Below are 24431 nucleotides of genomic sequence, written 5' to 3'. Positions count from 1 at the left end.
GAGCACCAGTTTGGGGTCCGCGCTATCGGGGGCAACGGCTACGTGTGTTAACAGCAGTTTATATTTTGAATTCGAAATCGTGAGGTATAGTCTTTTCGTTAAATTCAATTTCTTTGTCATTGATTGTTAAAGATTTACTTATTTTTATTTTACAAATAAATCTTTTATCATCTTCTACTTCCAATGATTCAGCTTGAATTATTTGACTAAATAATTTGTAGTTAATTTTGGCATTTGTTTTTAGTCCTTCAAAATCAATTATATCTCCTTTTGATATTGCTCTTTGTACAGTTTGAATCCATTCAACAACTTGATATTTTAAATGTTTGCTCAAGTCAACCTTTATTTGTGGGACAGAAGCTTTCAAAATTGGAATGAGTTCGTGATAATTTTGCTCAAGTTTAATATTATCATCACTAGTTAAAATATATTCTCTTTCTGTGTGGAAAGATGAATTTTTATCTTTATCAGTGAAATTTAAATAATCAAGAGAAGTTTGGGTATAATAGTTTTCTATTTCACCTTTTGGGAAAATATAAATGTTTGCTGATTTTAAAGCTTCTAATAATTGATAAAATCGAGGTATTATAAAATTTATTTTAGCTTTTTGCTGTTCAGAAACATAAGAAATAATTTTTTCTTTAAATTTTAGTAATCCAAGTAGCATTGAGGTTATCACTGTGTGTCTTTTATCCGCTATCAGAGATATAGGTTTTAAGAAATCGATTAAGTGATTTATTTTAGTATCAGATGAAGTTTTTGTTATCAAATCATCTGCAACTTCTTTTAACTTTTTTTCTAATTCTCCAATAAGAATTGCTAAATCAGTTCCTATACCTTCGTCTTGCACATAAATATTGCAATTTAAATTTTCTTGCGCAACTTCTCTTAATTTACCTTTGAATAATGCATCGAGATCTGCTATTATCCTCGCCTTAATTTGAAGTTTATTGCAGAGTCTAAAAAAAACTGCCAACTCATCTTTTCCACCAACATCAATAACACTAGAGCCAGAAGCACTTATGTTATAATTTAATTTATCAAAAAGTAAAGTTATTATTTGTTGGTCTGTATATCCTTCAACGAATACTGGATTTGGAGAAAAGAAAAATTGCTTATGATGAGTATTAAAACGAGGTAGAAATTTTTTTAAAATAAACTCATCTTGAGAATCTAATGTGTCTACAAAATTTGGAGGTTCATTATAATGACAAACAAGGATACTTTTTAAATCATCAATATTTCTTAAATCCAAAAAGTAAGGTGAATGAGTAATTATGAAAATTAATTTTTTTGTTGGGTCAGCAATTGGATCACCTGCAAACTTTCGGATTTCACTTAGCAAAAAAGATTGAAATTGGGGATGAAGATGTAATTCAGGTTCATCTAATATTAGGCAATTTTTACTATCATCATACAAGAAAGTCAGAAGTGTCATTAATTCTTTCAAACCGTGACATTCACTTTCTTTCAGACCATATTCGTCTCCACCATTATTGTTTTGAATTCTTGGTTTGAGAAATCCTCCTTCTTCAACTAAACGTATTGTTTTATTAAAAATATCAGATAACAAAGCCTCAATTTTTACTCTAATATCTAGTCTTTCTTTTAAAATTATAAAAGCTGATGTTGATAATCCAAATAATTCTCCATTACTTCTAATACCGTCAAATTGTGAGATGTTTAAACCATCATTAAAATTACTATTACCGAAATATGAATAATTTTGTTTTTCAAGACCAGTCAGACGTTCAGCATTTAAGATTCTGGTTTTATAACCTTTTGAATTTAGTTGGGCTTTGAGCTGGTCAGCAAATAATGATTTACCAGTTCCATTTGGTCCAACAATTAAATTTATTTCTCCCCATTCATTTTTAGTAAATGTCTTTGTTGCCCATAATTTAGGAAGTTGAATATCAATAGGGATATTAATCATATTTTGATTTTATGTTAAATTGCTGGTAACTAGTTTATACGTATAACAAAATCATACAAAGCCACCCAAAACAGGGTAGCTAAGTCTAACTATTGTCTGAATTTATTCAAAACCAAATATATTGAATTTATCCTACAAATTACTAGTGTCTTTAAATTTTGAACTTTTTAAAAACGATATTAATAAAACAAAACGTAAAAAACAGCCCCGATTGCAGTGGAAATCCTCCCGATTTTTCTTCGGGAGATTGCAACGGAAAGCGGGAGGAGACTCCATAAGAAACGAAATCGTTATGCTCCTAAAATAAATGCTAATTATTATCGATTAGAACGTCGGTCGTTGTTTTGACTAGGGCGTCTTGGGCCAAAGCTGTTGTTGCTTCGAGCCTTGTTATCGGTTTTTGGTTTCTTGGGTGTCGAGTTGCGTTGCGGTCTTCCTTGTCCTGCTTTGATAGGCTCGGTAGAGGCGTTTGGGTCTGGCTCGAAACCTGGGATTTGTTCTTTTGGCAATTTTAAGCCAACTAATTTCTCAATATCACGTAGAAACACGGTTTCGTCAGGACTTACTAGCGAAATCGCTTCTCCGCTGGCTCCAGCTCTTCCGGTACGACCAATGCGGTGTACATAATCCTCAGGGATATTAGGCAATTCGAAATTGATAACATGCGGTAACAACGGGATGTCAAGACCACGAGCGGCAATATCTGTAGCTACTAGAGCAGTCAAGGTTCCGTCCTTGAAACCTGCCAAAGCTCTGGTTCTAGCGCCTTGTCCTTTGTTTCCGTGGATGGCAGCTGCTTTGATACCTGCGCTAATCATGGCTTCGGTTAGTTTGTTAGCGCCTTGTTTGGTGCGGGTAAAAACCAAGACTTGTTTCCAGTTTCCTTCAGAAATCAATTTTATGATTAATTCGGTTTTTTTCTGTTTGGCACAAGGATATATCTTTTGGATGATGGCGTCAACAGTGGTGTTCTCTGGCGTTGCTTCCACATGAACAGGGTTATGCAAAATCCCCATCGCTAGTTTCTTGATATCCTTAGAAAAAGTGGCTGAAAACAGTAAGTTTTGCCTTTTGGCGGGCAATACTTTCAAGATGCGCTCGATGTCACGCAAGAATCCCATGTCGAGCATGCGATCGGCTTCGTCTAAAACTAAGATTTCGACTTTGGAAAGCGAAATTAAGCCTTGATTTTGCAAATCGATTAAGCGTCCTGGAGTGGCTACCAGTATATCAATGCCGTTACGTAATTGTGCCACCTGTGGTTTTTGATTTACTCCTCCAAAAATTACGGTACTGCGAATATCAAGGTAAGTGCCGTATTCTTTAAGGTTTTCAAATATTTGTGCAGCTAGTTCTCTTGTTGGCGTTAATATCAAGGCACGAACGGGTCTGTGGCTTAGTTGTTTTCCTTGTGATAGGATTTGGAGTATTGGTAATGTAAAACCTGCTGTTTTTCCAGTTCCTGTTTGCGCTGATGCTAAAACATCTTTGCCTTCTAAAATCGAGGGAATGGCTTTTTGTTGAATGGGTGAAGGGGTTGTGTATCCTTTTTTGTTGATGGCTTTAAGTAAAGCATCAGATAATCCTAATGAGTTGAATGACATAAATAGTGTTTGTAAAGTAAACACTATGGTTAGGTTACTTTAATTTTGTGCAAAGATGCAGCTATTTTTCCCGATAAAGTGATGGAATCTCAATAAGTTTAGTGGAATGACTTTTAATTGAAGAGATAAAAGTGATTCTTGGGAGCGACTTTGCTAATATTGTAAACCACGAATTCACGAATTAAGATAGTACATTCGTGAATTCGTGGCTTTTTTACGCTGCTAAATGGTTTGTTTAACCCGTTGGGTGTAATTGTTAAAAACTTCCTACAAAATGAAATCCGACTAAGGAGCTCGAAATGGTAGGTACGAGTTGTTTTTGCATTCTGAATTTTTTAGGATTTTCGATTACAGCGGTACCGTTGTTTTTAGCTATTTGTTTGCGGCTGCTGTTGACTACGGATTTTCCGATGATGGTTCCCACTAATCCACCCACTAACAAGTCGGAAACCCAATGGTTGTGTCCTTTGATATCTGCTAGGAAAACTCCCGTTGCAATAGTATAAGGAATCCAGTAATTGTTGTATTCCATCTGGAACACCTTGGCTACTGAGAAATAAAAGGTGGCATGAAAGGAAGGAAAGGCTGTTCCGTCTGCTCGGGATTGTATATAAGGTCTGTGAAAGTTTCCAAAATCCCAGTTGTCTTTGGTCCATGGAGCTTCAGCTGGTTCGTTACCATTTACGGGACGTTGCGGTCTGTTTCTAGCAAAAATGGTTTTTAAAAATAAATGGGAAATTACATAAGAATAGGTGATCGATTTTACGGCATTGACAGCCACTTGTTGGCCTTTTTCGTGATTGGCTACTAGTGAACCTGCGTACAATCCTAAGATAGGGTAGAGCATATAAGCATTGTTTCCTTGTGCCCAATCAATTCCTGTTTTAATCACATCGATTTTAGGAAGGGAATAATTTACTGTAGGTTCGATATGGTCGTGTAAAAAACCAGTGGTGATTTTATCAGTAGCAATTAATCCGACAATTCCTCCCGCATAGAGTGCGGTGCGCTTCCAATCACAGGAAACGGTATGCCCCATTTCAGTAAAATCACCAGGAACACTCAAGACGCTGTTTTTGATTACTCTTCCTGCTGTTTGAAAATGATTTGATTTTTGAACTGGAATACTGTCCATTTGAGCGAAACAGTTGATGGATACAAATACAAAAAATAATAAAGTAATTTTTTTCATAAACAATTAGTGCGATTTTGTCAATTGCAGCAAATATACATTTTATTGAAAGGAAATGAAATTAAGAGGAGTACGTTTCTTTTTTTTGCCACGAATTTAAAGAAAGTGCGTTTAGGATTTTGACTAAGAGTTGTTAACTTTTAAATGCAAAGTACACAAAGCATTACGCAAGGTCCGCAAAGCTTTGTGTTCATTGCGTATTTAACGACAAGATAAAATCATTCTTAGCGTGCTTTAAGGTTAAAAATATAATTACACTAATTTCATTTATTTGGATACTTCATTTTTATTTATGTAAAATTGTAGCAACTTATTCTCAATGAATTCGTGGCTTGCTATCGAATTTCGGCAAAGGTGTTTCCTTGATTGATATCACCAGACTTATAGCCTTTCATGAACCAATATTTACGTTGTTCTGAGGTTCCGTGTGTGAAGGATTCAGGGACAATATGGCCTTGCATTTTAGCTTGAATGGCGTCGTCCCCCACGGCATGAGCGGCACTTAGGGCTTCCTCGATATCGCCAATTTCGAGTACATTATTCATTCTTTGGTTGTAATGTGTCCACAAACCGGCATAAAAATCGGCTTGTAACTCCAGAGCAACAGAAAGTTTGTTGGCTTCGGCTTTGCTTTTTCCTTGTTGCATTTTGCGCATTTTGGAGGAAGTTCCTAATAAAGTTTGTACATGATGACCAATTTCGTGTGCAATGACATAAGCCGTTGCAAAATCGCCCCCTTGGGCACCAAATTTGGTTTTGAGTTCTTCAAAAAAAGCTAGATCCATATACACTTTTTGGTCACCAGGACAGTAGAAAGGACCCGAGGCAGAGGTGGCAGACCCACAGGCAGTATTTACACCTCCAGCAAATAAAATTATTTTTGGTTTTTTATAGCTGAGATTGTTTTCTTGAAAAATTTTACTCCATACATCTTCACTATCGGCTAGAATGGTTCTAACAAATTGCTGTTCTTCGATTTCGGTAGCGGTCAAGTCGCGTTGTTCTGTAGGTGCTGATTGTCCCTGATTCATTTGTTCCAGAATAGGGGTAATCATTTGGGCATTTTCCCCTCCAAAAACATTGAGTAGTAAAATAATGATTCCTAGAACTCCTCCGCCTACGATGGCTTTTCCACCGCCTGACATGCCTCTTCTGTCCTCAACATTATCACTTTGTCTTCTGTCTTTCCATTTCATATTCTTAATTGTTTTAAACGTTTTACAAAATTAAAGATAAGCATAGGGATAGCATTAAGGGAATTTTTTTTAAATTATTTTAACCATTGTGCAAGTTTTTCTTCTATAATTCCTTTTATAATGGGTTTTGATATATAGTCATTCATTCCTATCTCAATACATTTGTTTCTTTCTTCTTTTTCAGCACCTGCAGTGATGGCAATAATAGGGGTATTAATACCTGATTTTAATTCTCTCAAGGCTTTAGTGGCTTCGTATCCATTCATTACAGGCATCTGAATGTCCATAAAAACAATATCAGGGCTGATTTTTTCAAATTGTTCTATAGCTTCTTGACCATTTTGGATTTCATGTATGGAAGCTTTTGGAAAAATATTGTTTAGTATTGTTTTAAGTAATAGCATGTTGATTTTGTTGTCTTCAACAAGCATGATGGTGGGCTTTTTGTTTTTTAGAAATTTTAAATTATTAAGGTGATTGTTTTCTGTTTCTTCAATATTTAAGTTTTCTGAACCATCAGTTATATTGGTTGTTTTTATTTCTAAATCAAAATAAAAAGTACTTCCTACATTGATTTTACTGTCTAATTCCAATTGACTGTTCATTAAACTAAGGAGTTTGTTGGATATTGTTAGTCCTAATCCTGTTCCTCCAAATTTTTTAGTTGTAGAACTATCTTCTTGCGAAAAGGCATTGAAAATGCGGTCTTTGTTCTGTTCTAAGATACCAATTCCTGAATCCTTGACGGTAAAACGAATTTGGCTTTTAGAATTATTGATTGCTTTGAGGTTGGTCACCTCTAATTTTACAAAACCATGATGCGTAAATTTGACTGCATTGGACAATAGATTAATTAGTATTTGCTTGATACGCACATTATCAATCCAAAAATATTTTGGCACATTGGAGGCAATGTGTAATTGTAAATCAATATTTTTAAGATTGGATTCATACGAAATTAAATCTATAATTTGGTTCAGTAAATCTTTGATATCCACGCGTTCAACATATAATTCGAGTTTTCCGGCTTCTATTTTAGAAAAATCTAAGATGTCATTCACAATTCCTAATAGGGAATTAGCGGATTGATTGACGGTTACCATGTGCTTGAGTTGGTTGTCACTTAAACGGGTTTTCATCAATAGGTCAGTAAAACCTATGATTCCATTGAGAGGCGTTCGCAATTCGTGGCTCATATTGGCGAGGAACTCTGATTTAGCGAGATTGGCTGCCTCTGCATATTTTTGTCTTTCAACTGCTTTTTCGGCTTCTTTTCGTTTGGTGATATCAAGCATAATTCCCTCGATATAGGCAATTTTACCGTCTTTGATTACTGCATCTCCAAACTCTTCTACCCATGCTATTTCCTTATTTTTTTTGATGATTCGGTAGGTATAATGAAAAGGCTCTGCCTTGGCTAGTTTATCGGCTGAATCGGCTAAAACACTTTCTACATCTTCAGGGTGAATTAAGTCGGTAAAAATGATTTTCTTATTAAGAAAGTCTTTTTTCTTATAACCGGTTAATTTTTTTATTTCGTCATTTAAGTAAAGCTTCGTAAAGTCATGGTCATTTTCAGATAAGTAAACTGTTCCAGGAATGTTGTTGGCTAATAATCGGAACTTTTGTTCATTTTCGTAAATAGCATTTTCTGAATCAATACGTTCTAAAGATGCGGAAATATTTTTGGCAAGAGTTTGCAAGATGTTGATTTCATCTTCGGACCAATCTCTTTCGGTATTCGTGTCGTCAAAACCTAAAAAACCATGAAATTTGTTTTTGACAAAAACAGGGAATAAGATTAAGGATACGACGTTTAGATTTATTAATTTGTCTTTAAGCGATTGGTTAGAAATAGAAGAAATTTTTGCATTATATATTTTGTTGTCTAATAAAGGGTGCAATAAGTTTTCAAAATATTCAAATGGAATATTTTGAAGTTTTGGATTGTTTTCAGTGAGTTTTTCCGCATTTTTTATCCAACGATATTTTTGACTTATGGTTTTATCCTCTAAGTTTGATTTGTAATAGTAGGCGCGATGAGACTGGGTAGTTTTTCCCATCAAAATTAAAATATTAGAGAAGATATCATCAATGTCTTTACTAATTAGAAATTTTTCAGTACAAATGGTCATTGCTGCTAATAATTCACTTTTGTATCTAAGTTTAGCTTCAATGTCTAATCTCAGTTTAGATTCAAATGCAATTGCTATAATATCTGAAATGGAACGTGCAAAATTAATGTCTTGGTTGTCCCAGTTGTGAATTTTTTGTGTGGCTTCAAAACATAGGATTCCTTTTAGTACTCCATCAATAATGACAGGTGTGTCCAGGAGTGAAACAATGTTATTTTGCGGAAAATAATCATTACAAAACTCAAAGGCGAGTTGGTTAGCATACACATCAGAAGCAACGACTTGATGTTTTTTTTCAATAATCGAAAAGTAGTTTGGATATTTACTTTTGACTAGGGAGGCTTCTTTCTTAAAGCTTTTTTCAGATTTGCAATAAAGGTACAAGCAGTCAATCTGTGCGTCATTATAATTCCAAAAACTTACTCTTTCTATTTTAACTGTTTTGGCAGTTAATTCTAGAATTGATTTTAATTTAGAGTTGAGCCCTTCATCATTCGAATAGCATTTTTCGGTAAAAATTTTAAGTGCTGAGCTGTATTTTTGATTTTTAATTTGTTGGTTTGTTTTTTCCTTTTCATTGTTTTTCATGAAGGTGATGTCATGAGAAATCGCATAGAAACCTATGATTTTACCCGATTCGTTACGGTTGATAGCCACCTTTTGAGATACCCAAATTTCATCGCCATTTTTTCTGATTAAAGGGAATTCTAAAAGAGGGTAGTTTTTAAGATTATCGGCAGGATGACTGTAAAAATTTATGACCGTTTCCCTGTAGTCCTCGCGAATAAGTTTTTTAAAATTAGAACTGTAGAGTTCTTGAAGACTATATCCAGTAATGGTTTCAGAATATTTGTTGATAAAAATGTAATTTCCGAAACGGTCTAATTCAAAAATAATGTCATTTGCAGATTCTACTAAATTTTCATAGGATTTTTGAATTCTAATTTGCTCTGTAACATCTTGACCTACGCCAATAAATAACTCATCTGAATATTTTTGTAAATTCCATTGAATGTATTTATAACTGCCATTTTTACATTTAATATTTTTGAGATAGAGTTTTTCTTGCTTAAAATCTTTATCGAAAATATTATTTAACAACTCATGACTTTGGGTTAATTCCAAAAATTGTAAACCCATTACTTCATTGCTGGTGTAACCCAAAATAGAAAAGATACTTTCACTACAAAAAATGACTTCTTTGTTTTTGTTAATAGCAATCGTTAAGGAATTTCCCTTATGAACAATTTCATTAGAAAAACGAAATTCATTACGAATGTTTAAAAAAGTAATATGACGTATGATATTAACACAAAGTACAATTAAACTGTAGTTAAATAGTACGATAAACGATTTAGAAGGAAGTAAATCAAAAAGATACAATTGGGATAAAATCACAAAAACATAAGCGACGAAATACCAATAGGAGCGAATAGGCTTAAAAATACTGTATGAAAACAGAAACATTAATACAAACCCGATGTATGGAATGCTGTCTTGAGGATTATTTACAATGTTCTTAGTGATGTTTAGTAAAAATAGACAATATAAAATTTTGAATATTAGATGGGTATGCTTGAATAAAAAATTAATTTTCTTACTAGCATAATAGAATAAGGATAACGAAATTCCAATACTAAAATTGGTTATAAAAAGACTCTGAGGTCTTATTTTGAATATTTCTAAAATGGATTCAAAAACAACGAAGAAAACACCAATGTAAAGAAAATAGAGCTGGTATTCTTGATTTTTTGAAAGCTCATTAATATAACTTTCCGAAAATTGAGGTCTAAGTATTGTTTTGGGTCTGAAATAGATATATAAAAACACAAAAATGATAATGGTAAAAAATACCGCAATCGTTCTAAAAAAACTTTTTTCAATAGGAATATTGTCCAAAGGTGAAAAATAATTAATACCTAATGGTATTATATTCCAACAAATGGATGATATATGTGAAATGAATTCATATACAAATAGATAGCAAAAAAACATAGGTGGTATTTAAGTTTCAATGATTTGCCATTATAAAGATGAAATTTAAGAAAAAAAAACTTTCTAATCTCTATTTATGGATTTTAATTACAACTGTGATCCTTGTAAGTATCACAAAATGAGTTTATTGTTCAAATCCAATTATTTCTTTGTAAAGAATATAGTATAAAGAATATACGAATGGAATAGTAAAAATGATTCCGATACAAAAAGCTAGAAGTCCCACAAGGGATGCCAATATTGAAACTACAGTTAAATTAATGATGGTAAAAGGTTGTTTAGAAATCACCATGATACTGTTACGAATGGCTTCTATGGCATTTAATTTTCCAAAGATAATTAAGGGTATGGCTAACAAGGTAAAAAAGGAGACAAGCATGGTCATTATGGTTCCAACAAAAGAAAGACCTATTAGCTCTAAGGCTGATGATATTCCAGTATTGACTAGTGTAATGATAAAGGTAGCTGTAAAAAGGGGAATAAAATAGGATGGTTTGTAAAATTCAAAAATAGTGCTTACATGAAACTCTTCGTTTTGATCAGCGCTGTAAGCCATTTTTATAAATCCAGCCGTAAAAGGACTAATCATTGCGGTAAACAAAATCGCTGAAGCCGAATAGATAATTAGAAATTCCTTGGAAAAATTCTGAGCTTGTAAGTTTTCAGGTTTTAGCATATCGGTCACGGTTTCGATACCAAAATACGAAAGCATACCACCGTAAATGAGTGCAATTAGTAGAATACCAAATACAAAAAGTACTAAACCAGCATAAATGGCTATTTTTTTATAGTTTGCAAAAACCTTGGTGAAAATAGTTTCAAAATCTAGTTGATACCCGTTTTGCTTGATAAACTCGATTCGGTCTGTGATGTGTGTCATTTGGGGATTTTCTTCTTTCTGTAATTAAACTTTAAAATAAATTTCGTCCATCGGAATACGAAATTGTTCGCCGTAAACGCCATTTTCCTCTCGAATTCCGCAGGCGATAATCATATTAATTTCCGCAGCACGATCAATGTTTAGAATTTTTTTAATTCTTTTGGAATCAAAACCTTCCATCGGACAGGTGTCGTAATGGATGGACGCCATGCTGATCATAAAGTTTTGAGCCGCAAGAGCTGCACTTTTTTGGGCTACAATGCGCATGTCGCTTCGTCTGGATTCTTTATAGGTAGGTTTAAAAAAACCTAAAATATGAAAATAGAGGTATTTAATATAACCTAGAATTCCAATAAAATCAAAATAAAGTCCAGGAACAATTTTTTGGTAATAATACAAAGCAAACTTTTCTCTTTTACTGTATTCTGACTCGGGTTTGTTACCGAATGACTTCTTTAAAAATTGGATGTTAGCAGCCACTCTTTTCTTCCATAAATCTTTTCTAGAAACGACTACTACCATTTGGTTGGCTGTTTTAGCAGCGTTTTGAAAAAAACAGGCCTCGGTAATCTGTAATAATTTTTCAGGTGAACATACATGATAAAATTCCCAAAGTTGCATATTGCTACTAGTAGGAGCTAAGGATGCTAGATGGATGCATTCTTTTACTTTTTCAGTATCTATAGCTTCTTTTTTAAAGACACGTATAGAGCGCCTATATTTTATTGCTTCGCTTACTGTTTTTTCATTAGTGAATTCCATGTATCTATCGTTTTCCATTTTATGGACTGTAAAAGTAATCTAAAGGTTTTTTAAATAAAAACCCTTAAACTGATTTTATTTGGATAACCAATTAATCAGTTTAAGGGAATTTTTTGAAACTATAAAGTTAGGAGTTTTATAAAATTAAGTTTTAGTGTCTCCCATTACGAGATAAATTATCGCAAAGCTAAACGATATCCCATATAGAAATCAGCTTGTTTAGAGTCGTTAATTACCGCTGTTACAATTGAACTTGAACCTAGATAGAATCCGTAAAAACGCAATCCAAAACCTCCAGTAGTACCAGAAATTTCATTGCTAGCCCAAGGAGAGAAAACTTCAAAATTAATCAATGAGAAACGTGGTGTTACTGAAACTACATTTTGAGTGGTAACTTGGTCATTGTCGTTATCATTTCCTAATTTTTGTTGTGTATATAGTGATACAAATAATTTAGGTATAATTTTCACATCAGCATAAGCAGAGAATACTGTAGGCAGTTTAACTTTGATGTCTGATTGTCCTTGTTTTTTAGTTAAATAAGGAGACGCTAATAAAATTTGTTCCGCCTCTTTTACACCCTCAACATCCTCAAATTGATTTAAATCAAGTCCAGGATTGGTAGGAGAGTAAGTAGGTATTTTGAAGGCATAATTGGTTGAAGAATTTCCAGAATCTTTGAAAGTCATGGATCCAATGTTTTTAACAGAAACTCCTGTGTTTAATTTGTAACCTTCTTTGTCTTTCAATTGGTAGTTTGCTCCAAAATCAAGAGCGACGCCGTTCATTTTTCCTAAAAGTGATTTTGAAAAATCGCTGTTGTCTGATAAATTTCCTGAATATGCAATATTCAAATTGGTATCAATACCGTTTAAATAAGCAGTAGGAGTTGTTCCGTTAAGTTGGTAGTTAATTTGACCTTTGAATTTATCGATACCCACGTTCGCATAAGCACCAGGAAACAATAATTTGACAGAAGCACCACCATTGAATTTATGTTTTTCAGTTTCGAATAAATTTCTAGAAACAGTAAACCCTAATTCTCCCCAAGTCGTAGCATTCATACGTTGGTTGTATTTGCTTTCTAAAAGGGTTGCACTTAAAATAGCTGTATCGTTTCCATCAATAATAGCTTTACCTAATTGAGAATCAATGTCAACAAAATTAGCTTTTACATAAGTTTTAGTTGTAACACCAAAAGCCCATTTGTTTAATCTCATAGCGAAACCTGGTCCGTACACCTCAGCGTCAATACGCAAATTGATTGGTTCTGAGCCAGTAAATACTAATTCTTCAATGTCGCTGTCAGAGTTGATAAGGTCTTGAAAACCTATTTTGTTGTTAGAGGCACTGATACTAAAGGAGAAAAGATTAATATCGTATTTAGAACCTAAATTAGAAAGTTCAGCAGGGTTTCTGCTAGCGCTAAAAATACCAATTTTATTAGAATTTTTTAATCCCGAAAAATGGTCTTGAGCAGACATGCTAAAAGCACATAATCCAAAAACGAAAAGCAATTTTTTTTTCATACAGATGAAATTTAATTTATATTTTTTTTGTTTTTTATTTGTAAGCAAATTTACACTTTTTTTTTAAATTGCATTCCAAATAATGTCATTAGGCGTTTGTGCAATTAATGTTAAGTTTTCTTTACTAACGGGATGCGTAAAGATTAATTTTCGGGCATGCAAGTGAATCCCACCGTCAGGGTTGCTTCGGTCAAAGCCATATTTTAAATCACCTTTTATAGGACAGCCTATAGCGGCTAACTGCGCTCTAATTTGGTGGTGTCTTCCCGTGTGTAAATTAATCTCAAGTCCAAAGTAGTTGTTCAATTCTTTGATAATACTATAATCCAAACTGGCTATTTTGCTATCTGGAACTTCTTTTAAATGGGCCTTGGAGGTATTGTTTTTCTCATTTCTTTTTAAAAAATGAACCAATTTGTCCTGCTGGTGTGGTGGTTTATTTTTCACTACCGCCCAATAGGTTTTTTGAGTTTCTCTATTTTTAAAAAGTTCGTTTAAACGTGTAAGTGCTTTGCTTGTTCTAGCAAATACGACAATTCCTGAAGTAGGACGATCCAAACGATGTACCACACCCAAAAAAACTTCGCCTGGTTTGTTGTATTTTACTTTAATATATTCTTTGACAATTTCAGAAAGCGGTTTGTCGCCTGTTTTATCACCTTGCACAATGTCACCCACACGTTTGTTGATGACAATAATGTGGTTGTCCTCGTGAAGGACTTGTAAGTTGTCTTTATTGGATAGTATTTTCAATTTAATACTGTTCTTTTTCGTTAGGGAAATCAAGTGATTTTACATCGGTCACATATTGTCCTATGGCGGCAGTCATGCCTTCGTATAAATTCATATAACGTCTTAAAAATCGGGGGCTAAATTCATTGTTCATCCCTAGCATGTCATGAATCACTAATACTTGACCATCGACATTTCCACCAGCTCCAATTCCGATTACAGGTATGGAGATACTTTTGGCTACTTTTTCAGCTAAATGTGCTGGAATTTTTTCTAGTACAATAGCAAAACATCCTAATTTTTCCAACAGTTTCGCGTCTTCCATTAGTTTGTCAGCTTCTTGATCTTCTTTGGCACGAACGGTATAGGTCCCAAACTTGTAAATAGATTGTGGGGTCAATCCTAAATGTCCCATCACAGGAATACCAGCGTTCAGGATTTTTTTAATTGAATCCTTGATTTCTTTTCCACCCTCCAGTTTTACCGCGTGACCTCCACTTTCTTTCATGATTCTAATAGCGGAACGTAAAGCTTCTTTAGGGTCTGATTGGTAACTACCAAAGGGTAAATCAACGACAACCAAGGCTCTTTCAATCGCTCGTACAACCGAAGATGCATGATAAATCATTTGGTCTAAGGTAATGGGTAAGGTGGTTTCGTGTCCTGCCATCACATTGGATGCTGAATCACCTACCAAGATCACATCAACACCAGCAGTGTCAACAATTTTTGCCATCGTATAATCATATGCAGTAAGCATGGAGATTTTTTCTCCGTGTTCTTTCATGTCGATTAAGGACTTTGTGGTAACTCTTTTGTAATCTTTTTTTGCTGTTGACATAGTAATGCTGTTTTGGAGGTGTAAAAGTAGTAAAACAAAAGCGTATCAAACAAAAAAATGGTTTTGTCTTTCAATGAAACTACTTTTTGTCTGCTGTGTTACTGTTTTAGAAATGATTTTTTTAGTCTAGAATTAATGATCTTTCCAGGTTTTTTTGAATAAGGGAAGTTCATAACCCAGCATGAAAATCCAACCTACCAAACAAGCCATAGCTAATCCTTCTATACCGAAATGGTCTGCTAAAAGATAGGCAGCAATCACTCGGGCAACAATTTGGACAAAGGTAGCGCCAAGAGTAATTTTCATTTTACCTAACCCACGGAAATAACCTTGGATGATATTTGTTACAGCCGGTAATAGGTATAAAAGTGCCATTATTCTTAAATAATCGACACCAGATTCGATAACTTCATCGGCTTGTTGATCAACAAATAAACCGACTAATGGCCTAGCAAATACAAAAATAATAACGGAGAATAAAAGGGTGTAAATGACTTCCATTTTTAAGCCCGTTATAAATCCTCTTTTAACTCTGTTTTTTTTGCCACCTCCGTTATTTTGGGCCAAAAAGACAGTGGTTCCATGACCAATATTTTGTTGTACTATCATCACAAAATCATCAATACGAGTAACAGCATTGAAGGCTGCAATGGTGTAAATTCCGAGTGGATTTACCGCTCCTTGAATGAGGAATTTTCCAATATGCAAGGTGATTTGTTGCATAGCTGCCACTGAACTGTAACTCACCGTTTCTCGGAACAAACTTCTGTCAAAAACAAACTCATTAAACTTGAATTTTAACATCGGAATTTTTAAATAGACATAAGCGATGCAAAATAGTGCCGATAAGGCTTCAGCTATTACCGTGGCATAAGCAGCGCCTTCAACGCCTTTTTTAAAGACTACGACCAACAGTAAATCCATAAAAACATTCAGTACGGCTGATGAAATTAAAAAGTAAAGCGGGATTTTAGAGTTTCCCATGCTTCGTAAGGTAGAAGCATAAATATTGTAAATAAAGGTAAAGATAAAGCCTGTAAATATGATTCGTAAATAACTCGTTGCATCTGATAAAATAGCAATGGGAGTATTAATTAATAAAAGTATTTTTTTTGAAAAATGATAGCCTAATATCACCAGTAAAAATGTAAAAATTCCGCCTGAAATTAAGGATGTACTGATTTCCCTTTTGAGTTTTGAAACATCACCTGCACCAAATAAATTCCCCATTAATATGGACATCCCTAGGCAGATTCCAATAATGAAAAATTGCATAATATTCATGACAGGACTAGCAGCTCCCAATGCGGCAAGTGCATTGGCTCCCACATAACGCCCGATGATTATAGAGTCAGTGGCATTATAAGTTAAAACACAAAAATTACCAATAATTAATGGGATTGTGAAATTGATGATTTGTGGGGCAATTGGCCCCGAAGTCATGTCAACTAATTTATGTTTTGTCATTTTAGTGGCATACGTATAAGAAAAAAAAAAGATTATTTAGATTTTCTTATAGGTTAAAAATGCAAATGTAGTTGGTTTTAAATAAAAATGAACTTCAACCATCTCTTAATAAGATTGCTGAAGTTCATCCGATTTGTATATTATTTTTGATTTTATAAAGCGAAAATAGCCGTTAATACAACCAATATTAATACGTTTTCATCTCGCTTTTTCTTTTATTTAGCTGGGTTTCAATATCTTTAACTGTCTCTGCGGCTGCAATTTCGAAAGAGGTTTCATTTGAGGTTGCAAATATTCTTGGGCCAGGACAACTTAGGGTAATTTCACATATTTTTCCTTTTCCGTGAGAATGTTTTTCTTCTTTAAAGATGACGCTCGCTCGGATGACCCAATCAAAATGGTTTGTTAAGGAATCTAATTTTTTAGTGACAATATGTTCGGCGGTTTTGTTTCTTTCAGAGTGTACAAATTGAATAGTTGATTCCATAAATATATAATTATTGGTTAATATCGTATTTTATTTTGGATTGGTTTGAAGTCGATTTGCAATATTTGTATAGAAATGCTTCTATTCAAATTTACGGAATTTATTCAAAAAAGACCTTGCAATTGGGTATTAAAGTTCAGTGAAATCTTCACTTTTAGGAAAAATAGAAAGAGCTTGTAAAACAGCCACGGGTGTGGGGTTTGCTAGTTTTCTGAGTTTGGTATCCATCCAAGCACCGTCAACAGTTATGGTAGCAACTAGTTGATCTTCTTCATTACGCAACTCATGGACAATAGTCCACCGAGAAGCGTCAGGTTTCATTTTACTCACTTTAGTATGTATGGCAATAATATCCGAGAGTTTAATTTCTTTCCTAAAAACACATTCTTCTCTAAAAATTATAGGACCAAAATGTAGTGCTTGAAAAACGTTCATAGTGAGTCCTAGGCTGTCTAAAATTTCGATACGATGTTGCGCTCCAAAGTCGTAGTAAACGCTATGACGAACATGAAAATTGGGGTCAAGATCTGACCATCGGAAGGATAATCTTTTGCAAAAAGAAGTCATAATCTGTTTACTGGTGTATAGTTATTATTCCGTTCAAGGTCTAAGGTAAATATACTAAATAGAATTATAGTATTCAAGCATGTTTTCTGAAAAATTAGAAATTGAATTCATTTTGCGAAATGAAATTCAAGCTTTTTAATAGCTATTGTATTTGAATCTTGTTTAAACAGGAATTTTTTCTATCACAACTGCATTGTCTAAAAGATCAAAATAGGTGCACTCCATTTCTATAATATCTATTTGCCATTTCGCAATACCACATTGAGCAGCTTGTTTACAAAAGGTAAAATAATCTGTTTGACCATCTTGATGCATGACTAAAAATTCAATGAAGCGTTCTTTATTAGCTGCTGGAGCTATAGTGAGTTTGTCATATTTTTTTTCTGTACTAACTGAATACTCATTGGCTCCAAAATAATCGACACTACCATCGCTAACCATTGTATTGTAGCCTTGAATGCCAAGCTGAATTAAATCTTTAATGTAAATTGGGAAGTCAGCACCTGTTTGAACTTTTTCGTATGCTGTTTTAATTTGGGAAAGGGTGAACATAGTTTGATTTTTTGAAAAACAAATATACTGTAAAAATCAATTTTAAAAAAAGAATGATGTTGCTTGGGGGGAGAAGTTAAGTGTTAAAGATTAGTGGATAGACCTCAGAATCCTAATTCCTCAATCCTGAATCCCAAATTACAGCAAAAGACGACTTATGACAATAAGTATGTCAATGATAATTGAAATGTCAGTAATTTAAAAATGCCAACTTGTCAGATGGATTTCCGCCATTTTAACAAAAACTGACAATTTTATAAGGGGTTTTCTGTTGGCACAATGATTGCGTTAGAGTCAGCAAGTTATTAAAACGAATATATAATAAAATTAAATATAGTAAAAATGGGTAAAATAATCGGAATTGATTTAGGTACTACCAACTCTTGTGTTTCTGTAATGGAAGGTAATGAAGCAGTTGTAATTCCTAATGCTGAAGGAAAAAGAACAACACCATCTATCATCGCTTTTGTTGAAGGTGGAGAAATTAAAGTAGGGGATCCTGCAAAAAGACAAGCGGTAACTAATCCAACTAAGACTATTGCTTCTATCAAACGTTTTATGGGACAAGGTTTTGGTGAGGTTTCGGCTGAAGCAAAAAGAGTTCCTTACAAAGTAGTAAAAGGAGACAACAATACACCACGTGTAGATATTGATGGTCGTTTATATACTGCTCAAGAATTGTCAGCTATGACACTTCAAAAAATGAAAAAAACTGCTGAAGACTATTTGGGTCAAACAGTAACTGAAGCAGTTATTACTGTTCCTGCTTACTTTAATGATGCACAACGTCAAGCTACTAAAGAAGCTGGTGAAATTGCTGGTCTTAAAGTAATGCGTATCATCAATGAGCCTACTGCAGCTGCATTAGCTTATGGATTAGATAAAAAAGGAACTGATCAAAAAATTGCTGTTTACGATTTAGGTGGAGGTACTTTTGATATCTCTGTTCTTGAATTAGGTGACGGAGTTTTCGAAGTATTATCTACAAATGGAGATACTCACTTAGGAGGAGATGATTTTGACCAAGTTATTATTGACTGGTTAGCTGACGAATTCAAAGCTGAAGAAGGAATTGACTTGCGTGAAGATCCAATGTCATTACAACGTATTAAAGAGGCTGCTGAAAAAGCAAAAATTGAATTGTCTGCTTCTGCTGAAACAGAAATTAACTTGCCTTACGTTACAGCTACAGCTTCAGGACCTAAGCACTTAGTTAAAAAATTATCTCGTTCTCAATTTGAGAAATTAGCGGATTCATTAGTGAAACGTTCTATGGCTCCAGTTGCTAGAGCGTTGAAAGATGCAGGTTTATCTACATCTGATATTGATGAAGTTATCTTGGTAGGTGGTTCTACTCGTATCCCAAGAATTGTTGAAGAAGTTGAAAAATTCTTCGGTAAAAAAGCTTCTAAAGGAGTTAACCCTGATGAGGTTGTTGCTATTGGTGCAGCTATCCAAGGAGGTGTACTTTCTGGAGATGTTAAAGATGTATTGTTGCTTGACGTAACTCCACTATCTTTAGGTATCGAAACTATGGGTGGTGTTATGACAACTCTTATCGAGGCTAACACGACTATCCCAACTAAAAAATCTCAAGTATTCTCTACTGCTGCTGATTCTCAACCATCTGTTGAAATCCACGTATTACAAGGGGCTAGAGCAATGGCTGCTGATAACAAAACTATTGGTCGTTTCCACTTAGATGGTATTCCACCAGCACCAAGAGGAGTTCCTCAAATTGAGGTTTCTTTTGATATTGATGCAAATGGTATCATCAAAGTTTCTGCTACTGACAAAGGAACAGGAAAATCTCATGACATTCGTATCGAAGCTTCTTCTGGATTGACAGCTGAAGAAATCGAAAGAATGAAACAAGATGCTGAAGCTAACGCTGAATCAGATAAAATTGCTAAAGAAAGAGCTGAGAAATTAAACGAAGCTGATTCTATGATCTTCCAAACTGAAACTCAGTTGAAAGAACTAGGTGATAAATTATCTGATGATAATAAAGTAGCTGTTGAGTACGCTTTAACTGAATTGAGAATGGCTCACCAATCTCAAGACATTCCAGCTATTCAAACTGCTTTAGATAACATCAACGCAGCTTGGAAAAAAGCTACTGAAGCAATGTATGCTCAAGGAGAACAAGCTCAAGGTGGTGCCGAAGCACAAGGAGAGCAATCTCAAGGAGACAACGTTGAAGACGTTGAATTCGAAGAAGTAAAATAATTATTTTATAGAGATGGACTGCAGTCCGTCTCTATAATTGATATAAAACCGAACTAGAAATAGTTCGGTTTTTTTTTGCCCAAAAATGACCTATGATTTATCTCGTCTGTTTAAATTAAAAGTAAAAACTACTATTGGACACAACCAAATAATAATCCCTTGGTTGAAATTATTAAAATAACAGCTCAATTTTGAAAAATATCCAGAGCATCCGGAGATTTATGAACTAGAAAATGTTCTTTTAAAACGGTTCTTTAAGACTGGTATAGGATAGATAAATGTTTTTTGTATCAGGTCAATTTAAGCGATAATACAAGCGCTTTCGACTGTTTTTAATTGAGGTATGCTTTTGTGTTTTGATTTTCAAAAAAAGAGTAAAATACTTGTTTTGAAACAGTTTTTAGATGCAGTAGAATTTCTAATGCCGAATTTGAGTTATACCCAAAAAAGGAATATTAAGGTAGTGTTTTTTGAATTTTAAAACTTCCAATTCCCCTCTTAAGAGGGGGGAGGAGTTTATGATTTGTCTTTTAATGATTAATCTAAAATTGGAACTCTAATGTAGTGTAGAACGTTCTGCTATCCGATGGAATAATTCCAGGACCAGGATAGCCAGTAGCTCTTCGGGTAAAATAACTGTTGTTAGTAAAGTTAGTGATTCCCGCTTCTAGTTTGAAATTTTTCCATTTATAGGATGTCGAAATATCTGCAACATAATAGGCCGGAATTTTACCAAAGATTCCATAGGTATTATCATCGTTATCAGTTGGATTATTGTTTGCATCTGTAAATTGCGAAGACACATAGGTGAATTGAATACTAGATAAAAAGTTTTCATATCCAATACTTGTTCCTGTTTTAACATTTAAAAGTGGTACAAACTCAACTTTATTTCCTTCAATATTAGGTGCGTTTGATTTTAAATATTGCGAATCTGTAATGGCAATATTAGAGAAAGCATTCCAAATTAAATTTTCTTTTTCAGGAAAGAAAGTTTTGCACAAACTCCAGTCAAACATAGTTTCAAAACCATAGGTCAGTGCGGTTCCCACATTAGAACGGTAGCGTACAATTCCAGCTGAACCATTAGGGTTTCGTGCTTGGTATTCGGCTATTTTATCATTGTAGAGAAGTCCATAAATACTAGTGTCAAAAGAAACTTTATCGCTCAGTTGTCCTCGAATACCAATATCAGATGTAAAACCTTTTTCATCAGTAATGTTAGGATCGATAGCACTGCTCGGATTGGCAGTTCGGATATCGTTGAAAGTTACGGAACGGTAGTTTTGGGAGATATTACCATACATTTCTATTTTGTTTTCTGGTTTATAGCTCACACCCACACCCAATAAAACAAAGTTTCTATCTTTTACGATGTTTTCATTTTGGGTTTCGTCGAAGATTACATTTCCGGCTAAATCTTGATTAATTTGTCTGTAATAACCATCGGCTTGAGTACGGATATGCTCTAATCTAAATCCTGGAGTAATTGATAAATTAGCGTTGATTTTGAAAATGTTTTCTCCAAAAACAGAAAGGTTCAAGTTAGGATAGGTATAGTTAGATTGACTTGCGTAAAATGGGAATTCATCTGTAGCTAAATTGAAATTAGCATCAGTTCCTGAGCTTCCAGGTCCTTGTAAACCAGTATTTTTTGATTGATAATATTTGGTTCCTATTAAGAGAGCACTTGTTTGTTCTTTGATATGATAACGTTTTAAATAACGTGCCTCAGCTCCCCAATTGACAAAGTCTCCTACTAATAAATCCCTTACTGTTCCTGGGGTATCAGGATTTGAAACTCTATTAGAACGGTATCCAACAGCTTTACGACTGGCATCCAATCCAAATAATTGCAGTGAGAAATCGGCATCATGATCAAATTTATGTTCTAGTTTTAAGGCAAATAAATTCCAGTCTACAGCAAACCAGTTTCTTTCTCGGTTACTTTGTGTAGGGTCCTTTTGGAACATAACATCTGTTAATCCACCTGCTTGTTGTGCTAGATAATTAAAATAGGTATAGTCTAAATGTAAAGATGTTTTTTTATTGAATTTATAATTCAAATTGGCAAAATAGTTTTTGCTTTCAAAATCAGAATTTGGTCTAAAACCGTCTCCTTTTTTATAATTGAAAAAGGAATAATAACTGAATTTATCATTAGTACCACTTACAGACGTAAAATTAGTAAACAACCCAAAGGAGCCCACAGTGTTTCTAGTAATGAGTTCAAATGGTTTTTGGGTAGGTGTTTTTAATTTAAAGTTAACCAAACCTCCAAACTGTGTTCCGTATTGCAATGCTGCTGCTCCACGGATGATTTGAATTTCTTCTAAAGCTTCTGTAGGTGTCGCATAATAACTTTCAGGATATCCTAAAACATCGGCACTAATATCATAACCATTTTGACGGGTATTAAAATTAGACGTTCGGTTAGGGTCTAGACCGCGTCCACCAATACTGAGTTGCAAACCTCCATCAGAACTTTCATTAATAGTCAAACCCACTACTTGCGAGAATATTTGTCGCGCATTGTTCGTAGCCTTGTTTGCGGTCAATTTACTGATGTCAACCACCTCAGTTTTCTTTCCAGCAAATATGGAAGTTCCTTCGATATCTTTTAGTTTTCGAACAGAAAATAAACGGTCATTTTGCTTTTTGATAATTACTTCCGAAAGTTTGTTGATTCTTGTTAATACAACCGTTAAATGACTGCCAGTAGTAATGCTAATTTGTTCTAGAATACTAAAACCATCTTTAAAGAAAATTAAATCATGGCTGCCTTTGCTTTTGAAATTCAATTCAAATTCGCCATTAGACTTGGATAAATCTTTAGTTCCAGTGGTTCTATTGAAAACCTCCACAGCGGCCAATTTATTTCCTTTACTATCCGTGATAGTTCCAGTAATTTTATGCTGGGCATAGCTATTTAAGCTTGCTACTAAAAGCAGCATCACTTTAAAAACCTTTGATAGTGTCATTAAATGGGAGAATCCAAGTTTTGTGTTTGAAACTTTCATATTCTTTTGCTAAATTGATTGTTGGGTCTATATATCGTTGGCTTAATCTTCCATTAAGCGCAACGTAACTGTTTACATATACTTCAGGATTTTCAAAACCTTGATTTTTGTAATAATCTTTTAAAAAGTGGGCATATTCTAAAATAAAATCGGGTTGAAATGACATTTGTTTTTCTTGAAATGCAGTAAGAAATTGTGCATTGTTAACCCGTATGTTTTTATTGTTTTTTTTATCAATTACGGTAAATTCAGCGTAACCTGCTTTTTCCATTAACATTACGCGCCAAGAAAACCGAAATCCTTCTTCGGTCCAAAATAATTCATCAGGATAACACCAGTATCGAAATGGAAATACCAATTGAAAAACTAGAAAAAGTCCTAAAAATCCAAGTTTTATTTGCTGAATAGGAGCGAAGCTTTGAATTTTCTCTTTACCATTTTCGAATAAATTAATGTTGGTAGAAAAAAGCTTAGCAATTAAGTTCAAGATTTTTTTGTGTAATGAAGCATCAAAGAAAATCAAGGAGCTAATAATCATTACATAGGGGAAAATACCTATCGGAAATAAAATTCGAGTCAATACGTGGAAAACTACAATTAGTAGAAAGCCTATGTTTCGGGTTCTTTTGTTTAACATCAAAAAAACAATGAATAAATCATAGATAGCACCAATCCAACTGAAGGCATAATGCATCCATGTTTGGTTTAACAAGTAGCTTAAACCGGGAATAGTGGTGTTTTCAGGAAGCCAAATTTTCAATGGCATGGCTTCTAATAACCAATCGGAATTGAGTTTGGCAATTCCAGCATAAATATACACAATAGCCAAAAGTACTTTGAGAATATCGGTAGTCCAACGAGGAATTTTTTCGAAGCGTTTATTTTCGTTTTTGTATGCATCAATAGCAAAGTAGCAGTTTGCAGGCAAAAAACACAGTACCAAACTTACAATCGAAATGAAGTAATAATGGTTGAGATAAGTAGTTTTGTCTAGGAGTTCAATATAAGTAAAACTCAAGAAAAAACTCCAAATAGCCCATTTGTATTGATAGCCAATAGCTACAAACAAAGCTGCAATTCCACAAATGATAAAAATCAAATAAGTGTATATCCCGAAAGGTTGAACCCATTCAAAGCCATAATAACTAAAATGAAAAACGGGATCGATATAAAACTTTTCAATCCATCCGTAACTCGCAAACCGAATCAAACTCAATAGCATCATTAAACCAAACGCTAGCCTAAAGAAGGCTAGCGTTGCGGCTGATGTATTTTGTTTGAAATAATTTTGAAACATATTTTGTTAA

Annotated in this window: 17 protein-coding genes; 1 reads left to right on the top strand and 16 read right to left on the bottom strand. The window is 34.1% G+C overall.

Annotation, left to right across the window (positions count from 1 at the left end; translation table 11 throughout):
* Positions 1–58 precede the first annotated feature (58 nt).
* The 14 genes from ACNH59_RS14080 to ACNH59_RS14015 all read right to left on the bottom strand — a co-directional run bounded on the left by ACNH59_RS14080 (position 59) and on the right by ACNH59_RS14015 (position 17875).
* Positions 59–1936, bottom strand: a complete 1878-nt coding sequence (locus ACNH59_RS14080) for an ATP-dependent nuclease (RefSeq protein ID WP_418263160.1) — start codon at positions 1934–1936, stop codon at positions 59–61.
* A gap of 317 nt (positions 1937–2253) precedes the next feature.
* Complete coding sequence (locus ACNH59_RS14075; RefSeq protein WP_418263159.1) at positions 2254–3540, bottom strand: DEAD/DEAH box helicase; 1287 nt, start codon at positions 3538–3540, stop codon at positions 2254–2256.
* Positions 3541–3796: 256 nt separating this feature from the next.
* On the bottom strand, positions 3797–4732 hold the full coding sequence (locus ACNH59_RS14070) for a phosphatase PAP2 family protein (RefSeq protein ID WP_418263158.1): 936 nt from the start codon (positions 4730–4732) through the stop codon (positions 3797–3799).
* Between the two features lie 335 nt (positions 4733–5067).
* The gene (locus ACNH59_RS14065) at positions 5068–5928 is read right to left on the bottom strand and encodes a neutral zinc metallopeptidase (RefSeq protein WP_418263157.1); all 861 of its coding nucleotides are present in this window, start codon (positions 5926–5928) and stop codon (positions 5068–5070) included.
* 74 nt (positions 5929–6002) lie between these two features.
* Entirely contained in the window at positions 6003–9530 is a 3528-nt protein-coding gene (locus ACNH59_RS14060) for a PAS domain S-box protein (protein WP_418263156.1), read from the bottom strand.
* Positions 9531–10182: 652 nt separating this feature from the next.
* The gene (locus ACNH59_RS14055) at positions 10183–10938 is read right to left on the bottom strand and encodes a hypothetical protein (RefSeq protein WP_418263155.1); all 756 of its coding nucleotides are present in this window, start codon (positions 10936–10938) and stop codon (positions 10183–10185) included.
* 24 nt (positions 10939–10962) lie between these two features.
* The gene (locus tag ACNH59_RS14050; RefSeq protein WP_418263154.1) at positions 10963–11718 is read right to left on the bottom strand and encodes a nitroreductase family protein; all 756 of its coding nucleotides are present in this window, start codon (positions 11716–11718) and stop codon (positions 10963–10965) included.
* A gap of 158 nt (positions 11719–11876) precedes the next feature.
* Positions 11877–13229, bottom strand: coding sequence for a DUF5723 family protein (locus ACNH59_RS14045; protein WP_418263153.1), 1353 nt, complete (start codon positions 13227–13229; stop codon positions 11877–11879).
* Between the two features lie 63 nt (positions 13230–13292).
* Positions 13293–13982, bottom strand: coding sequence for an RluA family pseudouridine synthase (locus ACNH59_RS14040; RefSeq protein WP_418263152.1), 690 nt, complete (start codon positions 13980–13982; stop codon positions 13293–13295).
* 1 nt (position 13983) lies between these two features.
* Positions 13984–14802: a 3-methyl-2-oxobutanoate hydroxymethyltransferase gene (panB, locus tag ACNH59_RS14035; protein ID WP_418263151.1), complete on the bottom strand. Its 819-nt coding sequence runs from the start codon at positions 14800–14802 to the stop codon at positions 13984–13986.
* Positions 14803–14934: 132 nt separating this feature from the next.
* Positions 14935–16269 (bottom strand): MATE family efflux transporter, encoded by a 1335-nt coding sequence (locus ACNH59_RS14030; RefSeq protein WP_418263150.1) that lies wholly within the window; start codon positions 16267–16269, stop codon positions 14935–14937.
* Between the two features lie 187 nt (positions 16270–16456).
* Positions 16457–16756, bottom strand: coding sequence for an HPF/RaiA family ribosome-associated protein (locus tag ACNH59_RS14025; RefSeq protein WP_418263149.1), 300 nt, complete (start codon positions 16754–16756; stop codon positions 16457–16459).
* 129 nt (positions 16757–16885) lie between these two features.
* Entirely contained in the window at positions 16886–17323 is a 438-nt protein-coding gene (locus tag ACNH59_RS14020; RefSeq protein ID WP_418263148.1) for an acyl-CoA thioesterase, read from the bottom strand.
* 162 nt (positions 17324–17485) lie between these two features.
* Positions 17486–17875, bottom strand: coding sequence for a DUF1398 domain-containing protein (locus ACNH59_RS14015; protein ID WP_418263147.1), 390 nt, complete (start codon positions 17873–17875; stop codon positions 17486–17488).
* Between the two features lie 342 nt (positions 17876–18217).
* On the opposite strand from ACNH59_RS14015, the gene dnaK reads away from it, so the two are divergent.
* A complete protein-coding gene (gene dnaK / locus ACNH59_RS14010; RefSeq protein WP_418263146.1) occupies positions 18218–20104 on the top strand; it encodes a molecular chaperone DnaK in 1887 nt (628 codons plus the stop codon).
* Positions 20105–20646: 542 nt separating this feature from the next.
* Here dnaK and ACNH59_RS14005 read toward each other — a convergent pair.
* Positions 20647–23124 (bottom strand): TonB-dependent receptor domain-containing protein, encoded by a 2478-nt coding sequence (locus tag ACNH59_RS14005; protein ID WP_418263145.1) that lies wholly within the window; start codon positions 23122–23124, stop codon positions 20647–20649.
* On the bottom strand, positions 23063–24421 hold the full coding sequence (locus ACNH59_RS14000; RefSeq protein WP_418263144.1) for an HTTM domain-containing protein: 1359 nt from the start codon (positions 24419–24421) through the stop codon (positions 23063–23065). Before ACNH59_RS14000 ends, ACNH59_RS14005 begins: the two co-directional genes overlap by 62 nt.
* Positions 24422–24431: the final 10 nt, after the last annotated feature.

The organism is Flavobacterium faecale (assembly GCF_048320115.1).
GTDB lineage: Bacteria > Bacteroidota > Bacteroidia > Flavobacteriales > Flavobacteriaceae > Flavobacterium > Flavobacterium faecale_A.
The sequence above is the reverse complement of the archived record's forward strand: the minus strand, read 5'-3'. Positions and strand labels throughout refer to the sequence as shown.

Excerpts from the sequence above, each read along its gene's own strand:
- ACNH59_RS14080 (WP_418263160.1), bottom strand. The coding sequence starts at position 1,936 with ATGATTAATATCCCTATTGATATTCAACTTCCTAAATTATGGGCAACA.
- ACNH59_RS14075 (WP_418263159.1), bottom strand. The coding sequence starts at position 3,540 with ATGTCATTCAACTCATTAGGATTATCTGATGCTTTACTTAAAGCCATC.
- ACNH59_RS14070 (WP_418263158.1), bottom strand. The coding sequence starts at position 4,732 with ATGAAAAAAATTACTTTATTATTTTTTGTATTTGTATCCATCAACTGT.
- ACNH59_RS14065 (WP_418263157.1), bottom strand. The coding sequence starts at position 5,928 with ATGAAATGGAAAGACAGAAGACAAAGTGATAATGTTGAGGACAGAAGA.
- ACNH59_RS14060 (WP_418263156.1), bottom strand. The coding sequence starts at position 9,530 with ATGTTTCTGTTTTCATACAGTATTTTTAAGCCTATTCGCTCCTATTGG.
- ACNH59_RS14055 (WP_418263155.1), bottom strand. The coding sequence starts at position 10,938 with ATGACACACATCACAGACCGAATCGAGTTTATCAAGCAAAACGGGTAT.
- ACNH59_RS14050 (WP_418263154.1), bottom strand. The coding sequence starts at position 11,718 with ATGGAAAACGATAGATACATGGAATTCACTAATGAAAAAACAGTAAGC.
- ACNH59_RS14045 (WP_418263153.1), bottom strand. The coding sequence starts at position 13,229 with ATGAAAAAAAAATTGCTTTTCGTTTTTGGATTATGTGCTTTTAGCATG.
- panB (WP_418263151.1), bottom strand. The coding sequence starts at position 14,802 with ATGTCAACAGCAAAAAAAGATTACAAAAGAGTTACCACAAAGTCCTTA.
- ACNH59_RS14030 (WP_418263150.1), bottom strand. The coding sequence starts at position 16,269 with ATGACAAAACATAAATTAGTTGACATGACTTCGGGGCCAATTGCCCCA.
- ACNH59_RS14025 (WP_418263149.1), bottom strand. The coding sequence starts at position 16,756 with ATGGAATCAACTATTCAATTTGTACACTCTGAAAGAAACAAAACCGCC.
- ACNH59_RS14020 (WP_418263148.1), bottom strand. The coding sequence starts at position 17,323 with ATGACTTCTTTTTGCAAAAGATTATCCTTCCGATGGTCAGATCTTGAC.
- ACNH59_RS14015 (WP_418263147.1), bottom strand. The coding sequence starts at position 17,875 with ATGTTCACCCTTTCCCAAATTAAAACAGCATACGAAAAAGTTCAAACA.
- dnaK (WP_418263146.1), top strand. The coding sequence starts at position 18,218 with ATGGGTAAAATAATCGGAATTGATTTAGGTACTACCAACTCTTGTGTT.
- ACNH59_RS14005 (WP_418263145.1), bottom strand. The coding sequence starts at position 23,124 with ATGAAAGTTTCAAACACAAAACTTGGATTCTCCCATTTAATGACACTA.
- ACNH59_RS14000 (WP_418263144.1), bottom strand. The coding sequence starts at position 24,421 with ATGTTTCAAAATTATTTCAAACAAAATACATCAGCCGCAACGCTAGCC.